Here is a 17803-nt window from a genome sequence, read left to right on the forward strand (position 1 = left end):
TAGTCAGTCTCCTTTCTCTTCAGCTTGAATGTTGGTGGATTCCAGAAACGAATGAACCGCATAGCGGAGCTTTCCGTTTGTCACCCGACCACTCTCGTTTAAACTGTTTACAACCTCACTGCTAATCATCGGTTGAAGTTCAAGATGAAGAACATTCTTCTTCTTGGGTTGATCAAACTTTCGTTTGTCTCCATCCGCGATATATACGAACCTATTGTCCTCTATAGCAACAATTACTGCGGCTTGGTCCGCATTGCGGCCTTTACGGATCTTCACAATTTGACCGAGCTGCGGATTCGACGGATTGTTCATGCCTAATCACCTACGCATTCAGTTTTGTGAAAATTTCCATACCCTCAGGTGTAACTGCTACGGTGTGTTCAAAGTGGGCACATAACGATCCATCAGCTGTAACGACAGTCCAGTTATCTTCCAACGTTTTCACATACCGTCTGCCTGCGTTAACCATTGGCTCAATAGCTAGCACCATACCAGCCTTTAACCTTGGTCCACGATCAGGAAGACCATAGTTCGGAATCGATGGTTCCTCGTGCAGATTCGCTCCAATGCCGTGACCGACATATTCACGAACGACGGAAAACCCTTCATCTTCGATATATTTCTGAATTGCATGAGATATTGTAAACAAGCGAACGTCTGGTTTTACCAGCGCTAGTCCTGCGTATAATGAAGCCTCGGTAACGTCCAGAAGACGACGAGCTTCTTCGGAAATACGGCCAACTGGATAGGTCCAGGCAGAATCTCCATGATACCCCTGGTACTGCGCGCCAATGTCAAACGTAACGATATCGCCCTCGTTCAACTTGCGTTTGCCGGGAAATCCATGTACCAACTCTTCATTCACTGAAGCGCACACACTGGCAGGGAAACCGTTATAACCTTTGAAAGACGGCACAGCTCCTTGACTGCGAATAAATTGATCAGCCATATGGTCAAGTTCACCAGTCGTAATACCGGGAACAATGTGTTCTTCCAAGAGACGATGCGTTTCCGCAACAATTCTCCCAGCTTCCCTCATCAAACCCAGTTCCGTTTCGGACTTACCAATGATCATCAATTAACCTCTCAACAAGGACACGATTTCTTGAGAAACTTGATCGATATCCTGTTCTCCGTCGATTTGACGAAGAAGGCCTTTAGTTTCGTAGAACGTGAGGAGTGGTGCTGTTTTGTTGATATATTCGTCCAAACGAGTGCCTACGCTCTCTTCGTTATCATCAGAGCGTTGGTACAACTCGCCGCCGCATTTATCACAGATACCATCCTGCTTTGGTGGATTAAATACGACATGATAAGTCGAACCACAGTTTTTACAAATACGACGACCCGTCAAACGAGCCAGCAATTTGTTGCGATCCACTTTCAGGTTGATCACATGATCAAGACCTGAGTTCAGTCGTTCCAGGATGCCATCCAGCGCTTCTGCCTGAGACAGGGTTCTTGGAAAACCATCCAAGAGGAAACCTTCTCTGCAGTCCGACTGTTGCAATCGTTCTTCAACGATGCCAATGGTAACATCATCTGGTACAAGTAATCCTTGATCCATATATTCCTTGGCTTTCAGGCCAATGGGAGTTCCCTGTTTAATCGCAAGACGAAATGCATCGCCTGTTGAAATATGGGGAATACCGAACTCTTTCACAATGACGTCTGCTTGCGTACCTTTTCCTGCCCCCGGAGGGCCCATGAATAGGATGTTCACGTTATGTCACTCCCTCCAAGACTACCCTACATCAACAAACAGCACAATAGGTGCCGGCAAGTAAATCTTTACTCAACCGGAACCTATTGCCTATTTATTGATAAAACCTTTGTAGTGGCGTTTGATCAATTGGCTTTCGATTTGCTTCATCGTATCCAGCGCAACACCGATAACGATCAGGAGGGAAGTTCCTCCAATTTGCGCTGATTGAGGCAAACCAGAAAGTGCCCCTAAGAATACAGGCAGAACGGAAATGACTGCCAAGAAGATGGCTCCGGCCATTGTCAAACGAGTCATGACACGGGTCAGATATTTCTCGGTTGCTTTACCTGGGCGAATACCCGGAATGTAACCGCCGTTCTTTTTCATATTATCAGCCATCTGCTGTGGATTCATCTGTACGAACGTATAGAAGAATGTGAATCCGAAGATCATCACGACATACAGCACCATACCAAGTGGTTTGTGTGTAGTCAAGTTCTGACCGATCCACTGTGCCCAACCATGATTAGCCCAGAAGTTGGCGATAATCGTTGGGAACATCAACAGCGATGATGCGAAGATGACAGGGATAACACCAGCTGCATTAATCTTCAGCGGGATATGTGTATTCTGTCCACCGTACATTTTGTTTCCTACGACACGTTTTGCGTACTGTACAGGAATTTTCCGAATCGCCTGTTGAATGTAAATGACCCCGATGATAATCAGCACGATGACAATCGCGATGATCACACCTTTAAGAATGTTCATGAACAATTGATCAGGTTGGATGAAGTCGGACTCGATTGTTTGTTTGATAATGTTAGGCACTGTTGACAGGATACCCGCAAAGATCAAAATCGAGATTCCGTTTCCGATGCCTTTCTCGGTGATCTGCTCACCAAGCCACATCAGGAATGAAGTACCGGCCGTAAGTACAATTGCGATCAAGATATAATCTGCAAACGTAGCGTTAGGAATCATGTCTGTATTGTACAAGCGGTTGAATCCGATCGACGTACCAAACGCTTGAATCAATGCCAGCCCGATCGTTAAATAACGAGTCAGTTGTGCAGATTTCTTCTTACCTTGTTCACCTTGCTTTGCCCACTCCGCTAATTTAGGAATAACGTCCATGGAAAGCAACTGTACTATGATAGACGCAGTGATGTAAGGAACGATCCCGAGAGCAAATATAGAGAACTGGAACAGTGCTCCACCCGAGAACGTATTGAGAAGTCCAAAAACTTCTTTACCCGCAGAATTTGTCGCTTCGAACACATCTTTGTTAACGCCCGGAACGGGGACAAAGGAGCCGATGCGGTAAATGATCAGTACAAAAAGGGTAAATAATACCCTTTTGCGCAGATCCTCAACCCGCCAGATATTCTTTAGGGTCTTGAACATTAAATCACCTCGGTTGTACCGCCGGCAGCTTCAATTTTCTCCACCGCAGATTGAGAAAACTTGTTAGCTTTAACAGTCAGCTTCACAGTGACTTCACCGTTACCCAGGACTTTGATTCCGGATTTAGCGTTTTTAACAACGCCGTTCGTCATCAAGAATTCTGGAGTTACTTCAGTACCCGCAGGCAAACTATTCAGGTCTTCGATATTAACAACTGCATATTCTTTGCGAGTTGGGTTTACGAAACCGCGTTTTGGCAAGCGACGATACAATGGATTTTGTCCACCTTCGAAGCCTGGACGAACACCACCGCCCGAACGAGCGTTTTGTCCTTTATGACCGCGACCTGATGTTTTACCTGTACCACTACTTGGACCGCGACCAACACGTTTGCGTTCTTTACGCGATCCAGGAGATGGTGAAAGCTCATGTAACTTCATCGTTCGTTGCACCTCCTTAAAGATTTGTGGGTGTATACCCGTATATTAAGCTTCTACTTCTTTTACAGCTACCAAGTGACTTACTTTGTTAATCATACCACGGATGGCAGGATTATCGTTTTGGATCACTTTGCTGTTGATTTTGCGCAATCCCAATGTTTTCACAGTTGTTCTTTGCGTCTCCGGACGTCCGATCAAGCTACGGACGAGGGTAATTTCTAATTTAGCCATGAGAATTCCCTCCTAACCCAGAAGCTCTTCGACGGATTTTCCGCGCAGTTTAGCCACGTCTTCAGCACGCTTCAAACGGGACAAACCTTCCAAAGTCGCATTGACCATGTTCATGGAATTCGAAGAACCCAGAGATTTTGTCAAAATGTCACCTACACCAGCAAGTTCGAGAACCGCACGTACAGGACCACCAGCGATAACACCAGTACCTTCAGATGCTGGTTTCAACAGAACGCGTCCTGCGCCGAACTTACCTGTTACCAAGTGAGGAATCGAAGTTCCTACGAGTGGAACGTGTACAAGGTTTTTCTTAGCATCTTCAATACCTTTGCGAATTGCATCAGGTACTTCGCCCGCTTTACCGATACCCGCTCCAACCCAGCCGTTGCCGTCGCCGACTACAACCAGTGCGCTAAAGCTGAAACGGCGTCCGCCTTTTACTACTTTAGCTACGCGATTAATGTTTACTACTCTTTCAGACAGTTCCAAAGTATTCGGATCTACACGCAAGTCGTTAACCTCCTTTTGAAAAATATCTTAAAACTCAAGTCCTGCTTCACGAGCCGCTTCAGCCAATGCTGCGATACGACCATGATACAGATATCCGCTACGGTCAAATACGATATTGGAAACACCTTTATCTTTTGCACGTTTAGCAACGAGTTCGCCAACTTTACGAGCAGATTCAACAGATGCACCATTTTTGATGTCAGTGCTCAATTCTTTGTCTACAGTAGACGCGGAAGCGATTGTTACACCAGCTACATCATCGATGATTTGAGCGTACATATGTTTACCAGAACGGAAAACGTTCAAACGAGGACGTGCAGCCGTTCCTTGGATTTTCTTACGAACACGAAGGTGTCTTTTCAGACGAGCCTTGTTTTTATCTGGTTTCGTAATCATCTCAGGGATTCACTCCTTTCAGGTTACCTCGCTGGCTTCAAAGCAGAAGCCACGGGGTATATTAGAAACACACGAAGCAAGCAAGCCGAAAGCCGCGAAAAGGCGGTAAGAGAAATCTTATTTCTTCTTACCGGCTTTACCTTCCTTACGGATGATACGCTCGCCTTCATATTTAATACCTTTACCTTTGTACGGCTCAGGTTCACGAACGGAACGAATTTTAGCAGCGTAAGCACCTACGCGCTCTTTATCGATACCGCGAACAATGATTTTCGTATTCGAAGGTACTTCGAATTCGATTCCCGCTTCCGGTGTAATTTCAACCGGGTGAGAGTAACCAACGTTCAGAACGATTTTATCTCCGGATTTGCTTGCACGATATCCGACCCCAACCAACTCCAGAGATTTAGCGAATCCTTCAGTTACGCCACTCACCATGTTGCTGACAACGCTACGTGTTGTGCCGTGTAAAGAACGGTGAGTTTTGTTATCGGAAGGACGCACAACTGTAATTTCGTTGTTTTCAACTGTAACCTTCATGTCTTTGTGAAGTTCACGAGTCAAAGTTCCTTTAGGTCCTTTTACCGTGATAACGGTATTGTCCAAAGTGATGTCTACACCACTTGGTACTGTAATTGGTTTGCGACCAATACGAGACATATGTTGCACCTCCTATCTTGTGACGTTATATTACCAAACGTAGCAGACGACTTCTCCGCCGGATTTCGATTGACGAGCTTCTTTGTCCGTCATAACACCTTTGGATGTCGAGATAATCGCGATTCCAAGGCCGCCAAGTACGCGAGGTACTTCATTGCTTTTCGTGTAAACACGAAGACCTGGTTTACTGATTCTTTTCAGACCAGTGATAACGCGCTCGTTATTTTGACCGTATTTCAAGAAAACACGGATAATCCCTTGTTTGTTATCTTCGATATATTCAGCGTCACGGATGAAACCTTCACGCTTCAGGATATCGGCGATTTGTTTTTTCATTGTCGAAGCAGGCATTTCTACCGTTTCGTGACGAACTGTGTTCGCGTTACGAATACGAGTAAGCATATCTGCAATTGGATCAGACATAGTCATTGTGAGTTAACCTCCTTCCCGTTCAGGACTTTTTACCAGCTTGCTTTTTTCACGCCAGGGATCTGGCCTTTATAAGCTAATTCACGGAAGCAAATTCTGCAAATTTTGAACTTTTGCAGTACCGAATGTGGACGACCACAACGCTCGCAGCGTGTATAAGCACGTACTTTAAACTTTGGTGTACGTTGTTGTTTAACTTTCATCGAAGTTTTTGCCACTTTAGCCTGACACCTCCTAAATAATTTCGGAGAAAAGGGAGTCCTTCCAGACACCCGGAACGTTTATGCCAACATTATTTAACGAAAGGCATTCCCATTTGCGTAAGCAATTCACGGGACTCTTCGTCTGTTTTCGCCGTTGTTACGATGACAATATCCATACCGCGGACTTTGTCTACTTTATCATACTCGATCTCTGGGAAGATCAATTGCTCTTTCAGACCCAGAGTGTAGTTACCACGACCATCGAACGCTTTGCTCGATACACCGCGGAAGTCACGTACACGTGGAAGTGTTACGTTGAACAATTTATCGAGGAAGTAGTACATACGCTCGCCGCGCAATGTTACTTTCACACCGATAGGCATGTTCTCACGCAGTTTGAATCCTGCGATTGATTTTTTCGCACGAGTGATTACAGGTTTTTGACCTGCGATCAGTTGCAAATCGTTTACTGCGGAATCCAACACTTTGGAGTTTTGGACAGCGTCGCCCACACCCATGTTGATAACGATTTTCTCGATTTTCGGCACTTGCATTACCGTTGTATAGTTAAACTTCTGCATCAAAGCAGGAGCAATTTCTTGCAGGTAACGTTCTTTCATTCTTGATGCCATGAATCATAGCCCTCCTTTCTCATTCGGTTCAATTAGTCGATAATTTCTCCGGAACGTTTTGCAACGCGCACTTTTTTACCGTTATCCAAAACTTTGTAACCGATACGGGTTACTTTTCCGCTCTTTGGATCGATGTGCATCACGTTGGAAACGTGAATCGGAGCTTCCTTCTCGATAATGCCGCCTTGCGGGTTTTGCTGGTTAGGCTTCTGGTGTTTTTTCACCATGTTAACACCTTCCACAAGGACGCGGTTTTCACGAGGATAAGCAGCGATGACACGGCCTTTTTTACCTTTGTCTTTACCGCTGATCACCATAACCGTATCTTCCTTTTTAACGTGAAGTTTGTTGTTATGGGATTCCAGAACTTTTTTCACTCTTGGCATTTCGTACACCTCCTGTTTCTAAACATCACGAGCTTAATCTATTAGATAACCTCTGGGGCCAAGGAAACGATTTTCATGAAATCTTTCTCGCGAAGTTCACGAGCAACAGGTCCGAAAATACGTGTTCCACGTGGGCTTCTGTCGTCTTTTACAACAACAGCTGCATTTTCATCAAAACCGATGTAGGAACCGTCTTTACGACGTACAGAACGCTTCGTACGAACGACAACCGCTCTAACTACATCACCTTTTTTGACAACGCCGCCTGGTGTTGCTTGTTTTACAGAACAAACGATCAGATCACCGATTTGAGCTGTACGACGTCCCGTACCGCCGAGTACGCGGATACACATCAGTTCCTTCGCACCGGAGTTGTCGGCTACAGTCAAACGTGTAAATGGTTGAATCATTTAGTATTCCTCCTTCCAGCTATGCTGATCATGCAATTAGATGATAACCGCTTTTTCAACGACTTCAGTAAGTCTCCAGCGTTTATCTTTCGAAAGCGGACGAGTCTCCATGATTTTCACCGTGTCACCGATTTTCGCAGTGTTTTCTTCGTCATGCGCTTTGAACTTTTTAGTAACTTTAATGCGTTTATGATACAATTTGTGGTTTTTGTAGGTTTCTACAGCAACAACAATCGTTTTGTCCATTTTATCACTGACAACTTTACCAGTTTGAACTTTACGTGCATTACGTTCTTCGCTCATTGTTGGCCTCCTTCCTGATTACGGACGGAATGTATATCCGACCTCTAATTAACCGATTCCCAATTCTCTTTCACGGATGATCGTTTTAGCACGAGCTATTTCTTTACGCACATCACGGATACGAGTCGGGTTATCCAGCTGACCGGTAGCAAGTTGAAAGCGGAGGTTAAAGAGTTCTTCTTTAAATCCGGCAATCTTTTGCTCGATTTCAGCAGAGGTTAGGTTGCGAAATTCACTAGCTTTCATTTGCTTCACCACCCAATTCTTCACGTTTCACGAACTTCGTCTTGATTGGCAGTTTGTGAGCGGCAAGACGCATCGCTTCGCGTGCAATATCCTCCGGTACACCAGCAAGTTCAAACATGATCTTACCTGGTTTCACTACTGCAACCCATTTTTCTACGTTACCTTTACCGCTACCCATCCGAACCTCGAGAGGCTTTTGAGTGATTGGTTTGTCAGGGAAAATTTTAATCCAGACTTTACCACCACGTTTGATGTAACGAGTCATCGCAATACGAGCCGCTTCGATTTGACGGTTCGTAATCCAAGCCGGTTCCGTAGCTTGCAGACCATATTCGCCAAAGTTCAGCGTAGTTCCGCCTTTTGCTTGGCCTTTCATATGTCCACGTTGTTGCTTACGGTGTTTTACACGTTTTGGTACCAACATGATTAGTTGCCTCCTTCCTTAGCAGCTTGTTTCTTAGCCGTAGGAAGAACCTCTCCACGATAGATCCATACTTTTACGCCGATACGTCCGTAAGTAGTATGAGCCTCTGCAGTACCATAGTCAATGTCAGCACGCAGTGTGTGCAGTGGAACAGTTCCTTCGCTGTAGCCTTCAGAACGTGCAATCTCAGCACCGCCAAGACGTCCGCCTACTTGAGTTTTAATACCTTTAGCACCAGAGCGCATAGTTCTTTGAATAGCTTGTTTCAGAGCACGACGGAAAGAAACACGACGTTCCAATTGTTGTGCAATGCTTTCTGCTACCAGGATCGCGTCCAGGTCTTGGTTCTTAATTTCAGAGATGTTGATGTGTACTTTTTTACCGCCAGCAATTTTCGTAATTTGATTACGAAGATTCTCAACTTCAGATCCACCTTTACCGATTACCATACCTGGTTTCGCTGTGTGAATCGTTACGTTTACACGGTTAGCCGCTCTCTCAATCTCAACACGAGACATAGCGGAGTCTTTCAATTTATTTTTCAGGAATTCACGAATTTTCACGTCTTCCATCAAAAGATCGCCGAAGTCTTTGCCTGCATACCACTTAGATTCCCAGTCACGGATAACTCCGACACGAAGTCCGACTGGATTTACCTTTTGGCCCACACGTTTTCCCTCCTTCTACTTTTCAGATACCACCAAAGTAATGTGGCTAGTACGTTTGTTAATACGACTTGCACGTCCCATTGCACGAGGGCGGAAACGTTTCATCGTTGGTCCTTGGTTTACGTAAGCTTGCGAGATCACCAAGTTATTAACATCCAAAGAATAATTATGTTCCGCATTCGCAATAGCGGAGTTAAGCAACTTCTCAACAACTGGAGAAGCGGATTTCGGAGTGTGACGGAGAATGGCAACCGCCTCACCTACTTGCTTGCCGCGAATCAAGTCAACAACGAGTTGAACTTTACGAGGAGCAATCCGGATAAACTTAGCATGTGCTTTTGCTTCCATTGTGTAACCTCCTCTCAAACATTAGAGATGTTCATTTATCTTCTTGTTTTCTTGTCATCATCAGTATGGCCTTTGTACGTACGGGTTGGAGCGAACTCACCCAGTTTGTGTCCAACCATGTCCTCAGTTACATACACTGGCACGTGTTTACGACCGTCGTAAACGCCAAATGTGTGTCCGATGAATTGTGGGAAAATTGTAGAGCGACGGGACCAGGTTTTGATAACGTTCTTCTTGCCTGATGCTTCCATCTCTTCTACCTTCTTGAGCATGTAGCCATCAATGAATGGCCCTTTTTTCAAACTGCGACTCATGTGGAGATCCTCCCTTCAAACATAGCTTTTATGCATCCGTAGATGCCTCACGAAGTTATGCACAGTGTGTATTACTTCGTGCGGCGACGGATGATGTATTTATCAGAAGCTTTATTTTTCTTACGCGTTTTGTAACCAAGAGTAGGTTTACCCCATGGTGACATTGGCGATTTACGTCCGATTGGAGCACGACCTTCACCACCACCGTGAGGGTGATCGTTAGGGTTCATTACCACACCACGAACCTCAGGACGTTGACCCAACCAACGGCTACGACCGGCTTTACCGATTTTGATAAGCTCGTGGTCTTGGTTACCAACGGATCCGATTGTTGCGCGGCAAACTTTCAAAATACGACGAACTTCTCCGGAAGAGAGACGAACGGAAACGTATTTTTCTTCTTTACCAAGCAATTGAGCTTCTGTACCAGCAGCACGAACCAATTGTCCGCCTTTACCTGGTTTCAACTCGATGTTGTGGATAACGGTACCTACTGGAATGTTTTCAAGCGGCAGTGCGTTACCAATTTTGATATCTGCGTCAGGACCAGAGAATACTTGATCTCCAACTTTCAGACCTTTAGGAGCGATGATGTAACGTTTCTCACCATCAGCATAGTGAATCAATGCAATGTTGGAAGTACGGTTCGGGTCGTACTCGATTGTAGCAACGCGGCCCGGTATTCCATCTTTAGTACGTTTGAAGTCGATGATACGGTATTTACGTTTGTGTCCACCACCGTGGTGACGAACTGTAATTTTACCTTGGTTGTTGCGGCCTGCTTGTTTGCTCAATGGGGCCAACAACGATTTCTCCGGCTTATCTGTGGTAATTTCCTCAAATGTAGAAACGGACATGTTCCGTCTTGCCGGGGATGTTGGTTTATACTTTTTGATTGGCACTAGTTTTCCCTCCTTACTTCAAAGATTTCAATTATACAGTTTCAAAGAACTCAAGCGATTTGCTGTCTTGCGTCAGTGTTACAAACGCTTTTTTCCATTCGCTTGTATATCCGGAATAACGTCCGTACCGTTTCGGTTTAGCTGGAACACGAAGTGTGTTCACGTTTTTCACTTTTACGCCGAAAATAGCTTCTACCGCTTTTTTGATCTCGGTTTTGTTTGCACGGATATCGACTTCAAATACATATTTCAAGTCGTTCATCATGTCGGCAGTACGTTCCGTAATAATCGGACGTTTTACAATATCACGAGGATCTTTCATTACGCGAGCACCTCCTCTACCTTCTGAACTGCTTCTTTCGTAATGATCAGTTTGTCGTGCGAAAGCACGTCAAGAACATTAATACCATCAGCAGCTACGAATTTCACGCCCGGAATATTCCGTGCAGAAAGAGCTACATTATCATCATAGCTAGGAGCTACAATCAAAGCTTTGCGACCTACTTTGAGATTGTTCAAAATAGCTGCAAACTCTTTTGTTTTTGGTGAGCTCAACGCAAGAGCATCCAAAACGATAATGTCATTGTCTTGCACTTTGGATGAAAGAGCAGACTTGATCGCCAGACGGCGAACTTTCTTAGGCAGTTTGTACGCATAGCTCCGTGGTGTCGGACCAAATACGATACCGCCGCCTTTCCATTGTGGAGAACGAATCGAACCTTGACGAGCGCGACCTGTACCTTTTTGTTTCCAAGGTTTACGTCCACCGCCACGTACTTCAGAACGTCCTTTTACTTTGTGGGTACCTTGACGAAGAGAAGCGCGTTGCATAAGAACTGCATCGTACAGAACGTGTTGATTCGGCTCAATACCGAATACCGCATCATTCAGTTCAACTTCACCTACTTGGCTACCATCTACATTGTAAACTGATACTTTTGGCATTTTGTGTTCCTCCTTTCTTCAGTGGTTATTTTTTCACCGTTTCTTTGACTCTTACAAGGCTGTTCTTCGGTCCAGGAATAGAACCTTTTACGAGGATTACATTACGCTCAGCGTCTACTTTAACAACTTCAAGACGTTGAATTGTAACAGTATCATGTCCCATATGTCCTGGCAGGCGTTTGCCTTTAGGAACGCGGTTAGCTTGGATCGAACCCATCGAACCTGGGCCACGGTGATAACGCGAACCGTGTGACATAGGTCCAGTGCTTTGTCCCCAACGTTTGATAACGCCGGCAAAACCTTTACCTTTAGAAATACCTGTTACGTCAACGAACTCGCCTTCAGCGAAAATGTCAGCTTTCAATTCTTGGCCAACTTCATATTCCGCAATGTTAATGCCGCGAAGCTCACGAACGTAGCGCTTAGGTGCAGTATTCGCTTTTTTAGCGTGTCCTGCTTCTGGCTTGTTAGCATTTTTCTCTTTCTTATCGGCAAAACCGATTTGAACTGCTTCGTAGCCATCGTTTTCAATATCTTTCTTTTGCAAAACAACACAAGGACCTGCTTCGATAACCGTTACTGGAACTACGTTACCTTCAGCGGTAAACACTTGAGTCATTCCAAGTTTTTTTCCTAAGATACCTTTCATGTTGACACCTCTTTTCTTTTATACGTGGTCTTGTTTGTTGCTATATATTACAATTTAATTTCGATATCTACACCGGACGGCAGATCCAAGCGCATCAAGGCATCCACAGTTTGTGGAGTCGGGTTAACGATATCGATCAAACGCTTATGAGTGCGTTGCTCGAATTGCTCCCGAGAATCCTTGTACTTGTGCACCGCACGAAGAATAGTAATGATTTGTTTTTCAGTAGGAAGCGGAATCGGACCGGATACACCTGCACCCGAACGTTTTGCTGTTTCAACGATTTTCTCCGCGGATTGATCAAGAATTCTGTGGTCGTAAGCTTTCAAACGAATACGAATTTTTTGCTTTGCCATTTTAGTCCCTCCTTCTATCGCCCAATTTTTTATCGGACATACTCCGTGAAAATTTTCTAGCCACTCTCCCATGGCAAAGGGGCCGGGTGTGCCAGTAACCTCTCACATCATCGCAACGTCACAAGAACAACATTCATTATTATATAGAAAAGATGGGCGTATTGCAAGCATATTTAAAAAAAACATTTAAATTGATCTTTTCATAAGAATCGACTCAATTTAGCTCAATGTTTTTCTTCATATCCAGGCTGCCTAACCTATCAATCTATAAGATAAATCTTGTTCATTTTAGATGACGCAGGTTCCGAAACGTTGACATAATAAAAGAGTTCTTTATCCGATGTCGGATAAAGAACTCTTCCGAAGCTTCGTTACAATACAATGTTACTCGTTCCAGTACACTGTTGCTTATGCTCATTTGGCGAATGCCAAATTATTTTTGAATTGATGCTACGGAACCTGCACCAACTGTACGTCCACCTTCACGAATAGAGAACTTAGTTCCTTCTTCGATCGCGATTGGAGAGATCAGTTGAACAGTAACCGTGATGTTGTCACCAGGCATTACCATTTCAGTACCTTCTGGCAAGTTGATGATACCAGTTACGTCAGTTGTACGGAAGTAGAACTGTGGACGGTATCCAGTGAAGAAAGGCTTGTGACGGCCACCCTCTTCTTTAGTCAAAACGTAGATTTGTGCAGTGAATTCTGTGTGTGGTTTAACAGATGCTGGTTTAGCAAGTACTTGACCACGCTCGATTTGAGTACGGTCAACACCACGCAGCAATGCACCGATGTTGTCGCCCGCTTGTGCGGAATCCAACAATTTACGGAACATCTCAACGCCCGTAACTACGGATTTTTTAGTTTCTTCAGTAATACCAACGATCTCGATCTCTTCGCCGACTTTAACAGTACCACGCTCTACACGACCTGTAGCAACGGTACCACGACCAGTGATGGAGAATACGTCCTCGACAGGCATCAAGAAAGGCTTGTCAGTTTGACGCTCAGGCAGTGGGATGTAAGTGTCGATTTCTTTGAACATCTCAACGATTTTTTGAGCCCACTCACCATCAGGGTTTTGCAGAGCTTCACGAGCTGAACCACGAGTGATTGGAGTGTCATCACCTGGGAACTCATATTCGTTAAGAAGGTCGCGAACTTCCATCTCAACCAATTCCAACAACTCTTCGTCTTCAACCATGTCACATTTGTTCAAGAAAACAACAATGTAAGGTACGCCTACTTGACGGGAGAGCAAGATGTGCTCACGAGTTTGTGGCATTGGGCCGTCAGCTGCGGATACCACCAAGATAGCTCCGTCCATTTGTGCCGCGCCAGTGATCATGTTTTTAACATAGTCGGCGTGACCCGGGCAGTCTACGTGTGCGTAGTGACGAGTGTCAGTTTCGTACTCAACGTGTGATGTCGAGATTGTGATACCGCGCTCGCGCTCTTCTGGAGCTTTATCAATTTGATCGAAAGCAATTGCTGCACCACCGTAAGTTTTGGACAATACAGTTGTGATTGCAGCAGTCAGAGTTGTTTTACCATGATCGACGTGACCAATAGTACCAATGTTAACGTGCGGTTTATTACGTTCGTATTTAGCCTTTGCCATTTGAACGTGGCCTCCTTAAAATTTATGATTTTATGTTTCACTGAATGCAGTGCTTCAAACCAGGTTCAAGCACAAACATTCAGTGTGAGAAAACTACTCGGTGCCTTTTGTTTTGGCAACGATCTCTTCAGCAATGCTCTTAGGAACTTCTTCATAGTGAGAAAGCTCCATGGAGAACACGCCGCGTCCTTGAGTACCGGAACGAAGAGTTGTAGAGTAACCAAACATCTCAGAGAGAGGTACCTTAGCACGAATGATTTGAGCTCCACTACGGGAATCCATACCTTCAATGCGGCCACGACGGGAATTCAACATACCCATTACGTCACCCATGTACTCTTCTGGAACAGTTACTTCTACTTTCATGATAGGCTCAAGCAGAACTGGACTACATTTGTCTTTCGCTGCTTTCAGCGCCATAGATCCGGCAATTTTAAATGCCATCTCGTTGGAATCGACATCATGGTAAGATCCGTCTACGATAGTAGCCTTAACGTCAACAAGCGGGAAGCCTGCGATAACGCCGTTTTTCATTTGCTCTTCAATCCCTGACAATGCAGGTTGAATGTATTCTCTTGGTACGGAACCACCGACAACCTTACTTTCGAACTGGCTACCTGTACCCGGCTCGAGAGGTTCGAATTCAACCCATACGTGACCGTATTGACCACGACCACCGGATTGACGTACGAATTTACCTTCAACACGCGCTGGAGCACGGAATGTTTCGCGGTAAGCTACTTGTGGTTTACCCACAGTAGTGTCCACCTTGAACTCACGACGCATACGGTCAATGATGATATCAAGGTGAAGCTCACCCATACCCGCCAAGATTGTTTGGCCTGTTTCTTCGTCAGTGTGAGCGCGAAGAGTTGGATCCTCTTCCGTCAACTTACCGAGAGCTACACCCATTTTATCTTGGTCAGCTTTGGTTTTAGGTTCAACAGCGATTTCGATTACCGGATCAGGGAAGTTCATGGATTCCAGGATAACCGGATGTTTCTCATCACATAGTGTATCACCTGTACCTGTATCTTTCAAACCAACAGCTGCTGCGATATCACCGGAGTAAACTTCAGTGATTTCTTGACGACTGTTTGCGTGCATTTGAAGGATACGACCGATACGCTCACGTTTGTTTTTAGTTGCATTCAATACATAAGAACCGGATTGAAGTACGCCGGAGTATACGCGGAAGAATGTCAATTTACCAACGTAAGGGTCAGTCATGATTTTGAAAGCCAATGCAGAGAATGGCTCTTCATCGGAAGACTTACGAACCGCTTCAGTTCCATCCTCAAGAAGACCCTTGATTGCTGGAACGTCAACTGGAGCTGGCAAGTAGTCGATAACAGCATCCAACATCAGTTGAACACCTTTGTTACGGTATGAGGATCCACAGATAACTGGGAAGATCTTAACATCTACAACACCTTTACGGAGAGCGGATTTAATCTCATCAATAGTGATTTCTTCGCCTTCCAGGTATTTCATTGTCAGTTCTTCATCAAGCTCTGCAACACGCTCAATCAATTCGTTGCGAAGTTCTTCAACTTGCTCAACGAATTCCGCAGGAATATCGGTTTCTTCAATATCTTGTCCCAGGTCATCTTTATACATATGAGCCCGTTGAGCAACGATATCAATGATACCTTTGAAATCATTCTCAGCACCGATTGGAAGTTGAATCGCAACAGCGTTCGCTTGAAGGCGATCACGCATGTCAGATACAACGTTCAAGAAGTCAGCACCGATGATATCCATTTTGTTTACATATGCGATACGAGGTACGCCGTACTTGTCAGCCTGTCTCCATACAGTTTCAGACTGAGGCTCAACGCCTTCTTTCGCACTGAATACACCTACTGCTCCGTCCAATACACGAAGGGAACGTTCAACTTCAACAGTGAAGTCAACGTGTCCCGGGGTATCAATGATATTTACGCGGTGACCTTTCCAAGCAGCGGTAGTCGCAGCGGAAGTAATCGTAATTCCGCGCTCCTGTTCCTGTTCCATCCAGTCCATTGTCGCAGCGCCTTCGTGAACTTCACCGATTTTGTGCGTACGTCCTGTGTAAAACAAGATCCGCTCAGTTGTCGTGGTTTTACCCGCATCAATATGAGCCATGATCCCGATATTACGTGTATTTTTCAAGGAGAACTCTCTAGCCATGAAATGGGTCTCCCTTCAAAATTGAAGTTTATTTTTGTGAACTGAATCCTACCAACGGTAGTGAGCAAACGCTTTGTTCGCTTCAGCCATTTTGTGCGTATCTTCACGTTTCTTAACGGAAGCGCCTGTGTTGTTGGAAGCGTCGATGATCTCAGCCGCCAAACGCTCTTCCATTGTTTTCTCACCGCGGTTGCGGGAGTAGTTCACGAGCCAACGTAAACCCAAAGCAGTACGTCTCTCTGGTTTTACCTCGATTGGTACTTGGTAGTTGGCACCGCCGACACGGCGAGCTTTAACTTCCAGGACTGGCATGATATTTTTGATTGCTGTCTCAAATACTTCCATCGGGTCATTACCCGTGCGTTCTTGGATCAACTTGAACGCATTATACAGAATGCTTTGAGCAACACCGCGTTTTCCGTCGAGCATGATGCGGTTGATCAAACGAGTAACCAACTTGGAGTTGTATACCGGATCTGGCAACACGTCTCTTTTCGTAACTGGACCTTTGCGTGGCATGGATATCCCCCTTTCTTTCTTGTTCAGCAGTTCCTGTACCTTCCAGACCTAAGCCAGAAGGCTTTCAGGCAATCTGCTTATCATAATTTAGGCTTTTTTAGCTTTTGGACGTTTAGCACCGTATTTAGAACGAGCTTGCATACGGTTGTTCACGCCTGCAGTATCGAGAGCTCCACGAACGATGTGATAACGAACCCCTGCAAGGTCTTTTACTTTACCTCCGCGGATCAATACCACACTGTGCTCTTGAAGGTTATGTCCGATTCCCGGGATATAAGCAGTTACCTCGAGACGGTTCGTCAAACGAACACGGGCATATTTACGAAGTGCAGAGTTCGGTTTACGTGGAGTCATTGTACCTACACGAGTGCAGACACCACGTTTTTGTGGGGCACTGATGTTAGTGGATTCACGTTTCAAAGCGTTGAACCCTTTTTGCAAAGCTGGTGATTTTGACTTCTCAACTTTAGCTTGACGTCCTTTACGAACCAGTTGGTTAATAGTTGGCATGTGATTGCCACCCCCTTCCTCAATTATTCATGTTTCTTTACAAACCTTTATCTAAGCCCACAGACCCAGGCGGTTCATAAAAAGACAAATGAAAAGTTTTTGCCTTGGAGAATCCTTAAATGTTCTCGGACAAAAACGTTCCTTACCGTATCATTTTACGACAGCAGCCATCGCTGCTCCCACTCCAATCCCGCACGCTTTGCCGAGATTTTTCATTGTGTCCACTTTCGTGTACTTCACATTGTGTTGTTCACACAAAGCAATGATTTTGGAAGTGAGCTGCGGATCACTATCTTCTGCGACATAGACTTCTGAAGCCATTCCTGTCTGCACTGTCCGCATGGTCTGTTTGGTACCAATCTTGACATGAGCATCTTGCAAGCCTTTTTCATTAGACATCATACATTCCTCCGA

Annotated in this window: 30 protein-coding genes; all 30 read right to left on the reverse strand. The window is 45.0% G+C overall.

Annotation, left to right across the window (positions count from 1 at the left end; translation table 11 throughout):
• Nucleotides 1-3: 3 nt before the first annotated feature.
• Nucleotides 4-312 carry a KOW domain-containing RNA-binding protein gene (locus ACT89M_RS24795; protein ID WP_090924663.1) on the reverse strand — a complete coding sequence of 103 codons (309 nt, stop codon included), beginning with the start codon at nt 310-312 and terminating at the stop codon, nt 4-6.
• 10 nt (nt 313-322) lie between these two features.
• On the reverse strand, nt 323-1075 hold the full coding sequence (gene map, locus ACT89M_RS24800) for a type I methionyl aminopeptidase (protein WP_090924664.1): 753 nt from the start codon (nt 1073-1075) through the stop codon (nt 323-325).
• 3 nt (nt 1076-1078) lie between these two features.
• Entirely contained in the window at nt 1079-1723 is a 645-nt protein-coding gene (locus ACT89M_RS24805) for an adenylate kinase (protein WP_090924665.1), read from the reverse strand.
• Between the two features lie 90 nt (nt 1724-1813).
• Nucleotides 1814-3112 carry a preprotein translocase subunit SecY gene (gene secY, locus ACT89M_RS24810; protein WP_090924666.1) on the reverse strand — a complete coding sequence of 433 codons (1299 nt, stop codon included), beginning with the start codon at nt 3110-3112 and terminating at the stop codon, nt 1814-1816.
• Complete coding sequence (rplO, locus tag ACT89M_RS24815) at nt 3112-3552, reverse strand: 50S ribosomal protein L15 (protein WP_090924667.1); 441 nt, start codon at nt 3550-3552, stop codon at nt 3112-3114. The genes secY and rplO overlap by 1 nt, the downstream gene beginning before the upstream one ends.
• Nucleotides 3553-3597: 45 nt before the next feature.
• Nucleotides 3598-3783 carry a 50S ribosomal protein L30 gene (rpmD, locus tag ACT89M_RS24820; RefSeq protein ID WP_090924668.1) on the reverse strand — a complete coding sequence of 62 codons (186 nt, stop codon included), beginning with the start codon at nt 3781-3783 and terminating at the stop codon, nt 3598-3600.
• 12 nt (nt 3784-3795) lie between these two features.
• Nucleotides 3796-4293 (reverse strand): 30S ribosomal protein S5, encoded by a 498-nt coding sequence (gene rpsE / locus ACT89M_RS24825; RefSeq protein ID WP_024633574.1) that lies wholly within the window; start codon nt 4291-4293, stop codon nt 3796-3798.
• A 27-nt stretch (nt 4294-4320) separates the two neighbouring features.
• Nucleotides 4321-4689 (reverse strand): 50S ribosomal protein L18, encoded by a 369-nt coding sequence (rplR, locus tag ACT89M_RS24830; RefSeq protein WP_017692090.1) that lies wholly within the window; start codon nt 4687-4689, stop codon nt 4321-4323.
• Between the two features lie 117 nt (nt 4690-4806).
• Nucleotides 4807-5349 (reverse strand): 50S ribosomal protein L6, encoded by a 543-nt coding sequence (rplF, locus tag ACT89M_RS24835; RefSeq protein ID WP_090924669.1) that lies wholly within the window; start codon nt 5347-5349, stop codon nt 4807-4809.
• 30 nt (nt 5350-5379) lie between these two features.
• On the reverse strand, nt 5380-5778 hold the full coding sequence (gene rpsH / locus ACT89M_RS24840) for a 30S ribosomal protein S8 (protein WP_090924670.1): 399 nt from the start codon (nt 5776-5778) through the stop codon (nt 5380-5382).
• A gap of 32 nt (nt 5779-5810) precedes the next feature.
• Entirely contained in the window at nt 5811-5996 is a 186-nt protein-coding gene (locus ACT89M_RS24845; RefSeq protein ID WP_013312154.1) for a type Z 30S ribosomal protein S14, read from the reverse strand.
• 74 nt (nt 5997-6070) lie between these two features.
• Complete coding sequence (rplE, locus tag ACT89M_RS24850; RefSeq protein ID WP_090924671.1) at nt 6071-6613, reverse strand: 50S ribosomal protein L5; 543 nt, start codon at nt 6611-6613, stop codon at nt 6071-6073.
• 32 nt (nt 6614-6645) lie between these two features.
• The gene (rplX, locus tag ACT89M_RS24855) at nt 6646-6999 is read right to left on the reverse strand and encodes a 50S ribosomal protein L24 (protein ID WP_090924672.1); all 354 of its coding nucleotides are present in this window, start codon (nt 6997-6999) and stop codon (nt 6646-6648) included.
• Nucleotides 7000-7040: 41 nt separating this feature from the next.
• Complete coding sequence (gene rplN / locus ACT89M_RS24860) at nt 7041-7409, reverse strand: 50S ribosomal protein L14 (protein ID WP_024633579.1); 369 nt, start codon at nt 7407-7409, stop codon at nt 7041-7043.
• Between the two features lie 36 nt (nt 7410-7445).
• Nucleotides 7446-7712, reverse strand: coding sequence for a 30S ribosomal protein S17 (rpsQ, locus tag ACT89M_RS24865; RefSeq protein WP_056697701.1), 267 nt, complete (start codon nt 7710-7712; stop codon nt 7446-7448).
• A gap of 48 nt (nt 7713-7760) precedes the next feature.
• Entirely contained in the window at nt 7761-7958 is a 198-nt protein-coding gene (gene rpmC, locus ACT89M_RS24870) for a 50S ribosomal protein L29 (protein WP_017692083.1), read from the reverse strand.
• Complete coding sequence (rplP, locus tag ACT89M_RS24875) at nt 7948-8382, reverse strand: 50S ribosomal protein L16 (protein WP_076292170.1); 435 nt, start codon at nt 8380-8382, stop codon at nt 7948-7950. Before rplP ends, rpmC begins: the two co-directional genes overlap by 11 nt.
• A gap of 2 nt (nt 8383-8384) precedes the next feature.
• A complete protein-coding gene (gene rpsC, locus ACT89M_RS24880; protein ID WP_090924673.1) occupies nt 8385-9050 on the reverse strand; it encodes a 30S ribosomal protein S3 in 666 nt (221 codons plus the stop codon).
• Between the two features lie 15 nt (nt 9051-9065).
• Nucleotides 9066-9398, reverse strand: a complete 333-nt coding sequence (gene rplV, locus ACT89M_RS24885) for a 50S ribosomal protein L22 (RefSeq protein ID WP_090924674.1) — start codon at nt 9396-9398, stop codon at nt 9066-9068.
• A gap of 35 nt (nt 9399-9433) precedes the next feature.
• On the reverse strand, nt 9434-9712 hold the full coding sequence (gene rpsS / locus ACT89M_RS24890; RefSeq protein WP_056697694.1) for a 30S ribosomal protein S19: 279 nt from the start codon (nt 9710-9712) through the stop codon (nt 9434-9436).
• Nucleotides 9713-9783: 71 nt separating this feature from the next.
• Nucleotides 9784-10614, reverse strand: a complete 831-nt coding sequence (gene rplB / locus ACT89M_RS24895; protein ID WP_076292169.1) for a 50S ribosomal protein L2 — start codon at nt 10612-10614, stop codon at nt 9784-9786.
• A 31-nt stretch (nt 10615-10645) separates the two neighbouring features.
• On the reverse strand, nt 10646-10936 hold the full coding sequence (gene rplW / locus ACT89M_RS24900) for a 50S ribosomal protein L23 (protein WP_090924675.1): 291 nt from the start codon (nt 10934-10936) through the stop codon (nt 10646-10648).
• Entirely contained in the window at nt 10936-11559 is a 624-nt protein-coding gene (rplD, locus tag ACT89M_RS24905; protein WP_090924676.1) for a 50S ribosomal protein L4, read from the reverse strand. The genes rplW and rplD overlap by 1 nt, the downstream gene beginning before the upstream one ends.
• 25 nt (nt 11560-11584) lie before the next feature.
• Nucleotides 11585-12208, reverse strand: a complete 624-nt coding sequence (rplC, locus tag ACT89M_RS24910) for a 50S ribosomal protein L3 (protein ID WP_090924677.1) — start codon at nt 12206-12208, stop codon at nt 11585-11587.
• A 47-nt stretch (nt 12209-12255) separates the two neighbouring features.
• Nucleotides 12256-12564, reverse strand: a complete 309-nt coding sequence (rpsJ, locus tag ACT89M_RS24915) for a 30S ribosomal protein S10 (protein ID WP_017692074.1) — start codon at nt 12562-12564, stop codon at nt 12256-12258.
• A 433-nt stretch (nt 12565-12997) separates the two neighbouring features.
• Nucleotides 12998-14188, reverse strand: coding sequence for an elongation factor Tu (gene tuf / locus ACT89M_RS24920; protein WP_123067252.1), 1191 nt, complete (start codon nt 14186-14188; stop codon nt 12998-13000).
• Nucleotides 14189-14281: 93 nt separating this feature from the next.
• Complete coding sequence (gene fusA / locus ACT89M_RS24925) at nt 14282-16360, reverse strand: elongation factor G (RefSeq protein WP_154892113.1); 2079 nt, start codon at nt 16358-16360, stop codon at nt 14282-14284.
• 48 nt (nt 16361-16408) lie between these two features.
• The gene (rpsG, locus tag ACT89M_RS24930; protein WP_056697679.1) at nt 16409-16879 is read right to left on the reverse strand and encodes a 30S ribosomal protein S7; all 471 of its coding nucleotides are present in this window, start codon (nt 16877-16879) and stop codon (nt 16409-16411) included.
• An 87-nt stretch (nt 16880-16966) separates the two neighbouring features.
• Nucleotides 16967-17389 (reverse strand): 30S ribosomal protein S12, encoded by a 423-nt coding sequence (gene rpsL, locus ACT89M_RS24935; protein ID WP_017692070.1) that lies wholly within the window; start codon nt 17387-17389, stop codon nt 16967-16969.
• Nucleotides 17390-17539: 150 nt separating this feature from the next.
• On the reverse strand, nt 17540-17788 hold the full coding sequence (locus ACT89M_RS24940) for a ribosomal L7Ae/L30e/S12e/Gadd45 family protein (RefSeq protein WP_090924680.1): 249 nt from the start codon (nt 17786-17788) through the stop codon (nt 17540-17542).
• Nucleotides 17789-17803 lie beyond the last annotated feature (15 nt).

The sequence above is a fragment of the Paenibacillus sp. NN59 genome (assembly GCF_057597225.1).

Coding starts and splice junctions, on each gene's coding strand:
- ACT89M_RS24795 (WP_090924663.1), bottom strand. CDS start 312: ATGAACAATCCGTCGAATCCGCAGCTCGGTCAAATTGTGAAGATCCGT.
- map (WP_090924664.1), bottom strand. CDS start 1,075: ATGATCATTGGTAAGTCCGAAACGGAACTGGGTTTGATGAGGGAAGCT.
- secY (WP_090924666.1), bottom strand. CDS start 3,112: ATGTTCAAGACCCTAAAGAATATCTGGCGGGTTGAGGATCTGCGCAAA.
- rplO (WP_090924667.1), bottom strand. CDS start 3,552: ATGAAGTTACATGAGCTTTCACCATCTCCTGGATCGCGTAAAGAACGC.
- rpmD (WP_090924668.1), bottom strand. CDS start 3,783: ATGGCTAAATTAGAAATTACCCTCGTCCGTAGCTTGATCGGACGTCCG.
- rplR (WP_017692090.1), bottom strand. CDS start 4,689: ATGATTACGAAACCAGATAAAAACAAGGCTCGTCTGAAAAGACACCTT.
- rplF (WP_090924669.1), bottom strand. CDS start 5,349: ATGTCTCGTATTGGTCGCAAACCAATTACAGTACCAAGTGGTGTAGAC.
- rpsH (WP_090924670.1), bottom strand. CDS start 5,778: ATGACTATGTCTGATCCAATTGCAGATATGCTTACTCGTATTCGTAAC.
- rplE (WP_090924671.1), bottom strand. CDS start 6,613: ATGGCATCAAGAATGAAAGAACGTTACCTGCAAGAAATTGCTCCTGCT.
- rplX (WP_090924672.1), bottom strand. CDS start 6,999: ATGCCAAGAGTGAAAAAAGTTCTGGAATCCCATAACAACAAACTTCAC.
- rplN (WP_024633579.1), bottom strand. CDS start 7,409: ATGATTCAACCATTTACACGTTTGACTGTAGCCGACAACTCCGGTGCG.
- rpsQ (WP_056697701.1), bottom strand. CDS start 7,712: ATGAGCGAAGAACGTAATGCACGTAAAGTTCAAACTGGTAAAGTTGTC.
- rpmC (WP_017692083.1), bottom strand. CDS start 7,958: ATGAAAGCTAGTGAATTTCGCAACCTAACCTCTGCTGAAATCGAGCAA.
- rplP (WP_076292170.1), bottom strand. CDS start 8,382: ATGTTGGTACCAAAACGTGTAAAACACCGTAAGCAACAACGTGGACAT.
- rplV (WP_090924674.1), bottom strand. CDS start 9,398: ATGGAAGCAAAAGCACATGCTAAGTTTATCCGGATTGCTCCTCGTAAA.
- rpsS (WP_056697694.1), bottom strand. CDS start 9,712: ATGAGTCGCAGTTTGAAAAAAGGGCCATTCATTGATGGCTACATGCTC.
- rplW (WP_090924675.1), bottom strand. CDS start 10,936: ATGAAAGATCCTCGTGATATTGTAAAACGTCCGATTATTACGGAACGT.
- rplD (WP_090924676.1), bottom strand. CDS start 11,559: ATGCCAAAAGTATCAGTTTACAATGTAGATGGTAGCCAAGTAGGTGAA.
- rplC (WP_090924677.1), bottom strand. CDS start 12,208: ATGAAAGGTATCTTAGGAAAAAAACTTGGAATGACTCAAGTGTTTACC.
- rpsJ (WP_017692074.1), bottom strand. CDS start 12,564: ATGGCAAAGCAAAAAATTCGTATTCGTTTGAAAGCTTACGACCACAGA.
- tuf (WP_123067252.1), bottom strand. CDS start 14,188: ATGGCAAAGGCTAAATACGAACGTAATAAACCGCACGTTAACATTGGT.
- fusA (WP_154892113.1), bottom strand. CDS start 16,360: ATGGCTAGAGAGTTCTCCTTGAAAAATACACGTAATATCGGGATCATG.
- rpsG (WP_056697679.1), bottom strand. CDS start 16,879: ATGCCACGCAAAGGTCCAGTTACGAAAAGAGACGTGTTGCCAGATCCG.
- rpsL (WP_017692070.1), bottom strand. CDS start 17,389: ATGCCAACTATTAACCAACTGGTTCGTAAAGGACGTCAAGCTAAAGTT.
- ACT89M_RS24940 (WP_090924680.1), bottom strand. CDS start 17,788: ATGTCTAATGAAAAAGGCTTGCAAGATGCTCATGTCAAGATTGGTACC.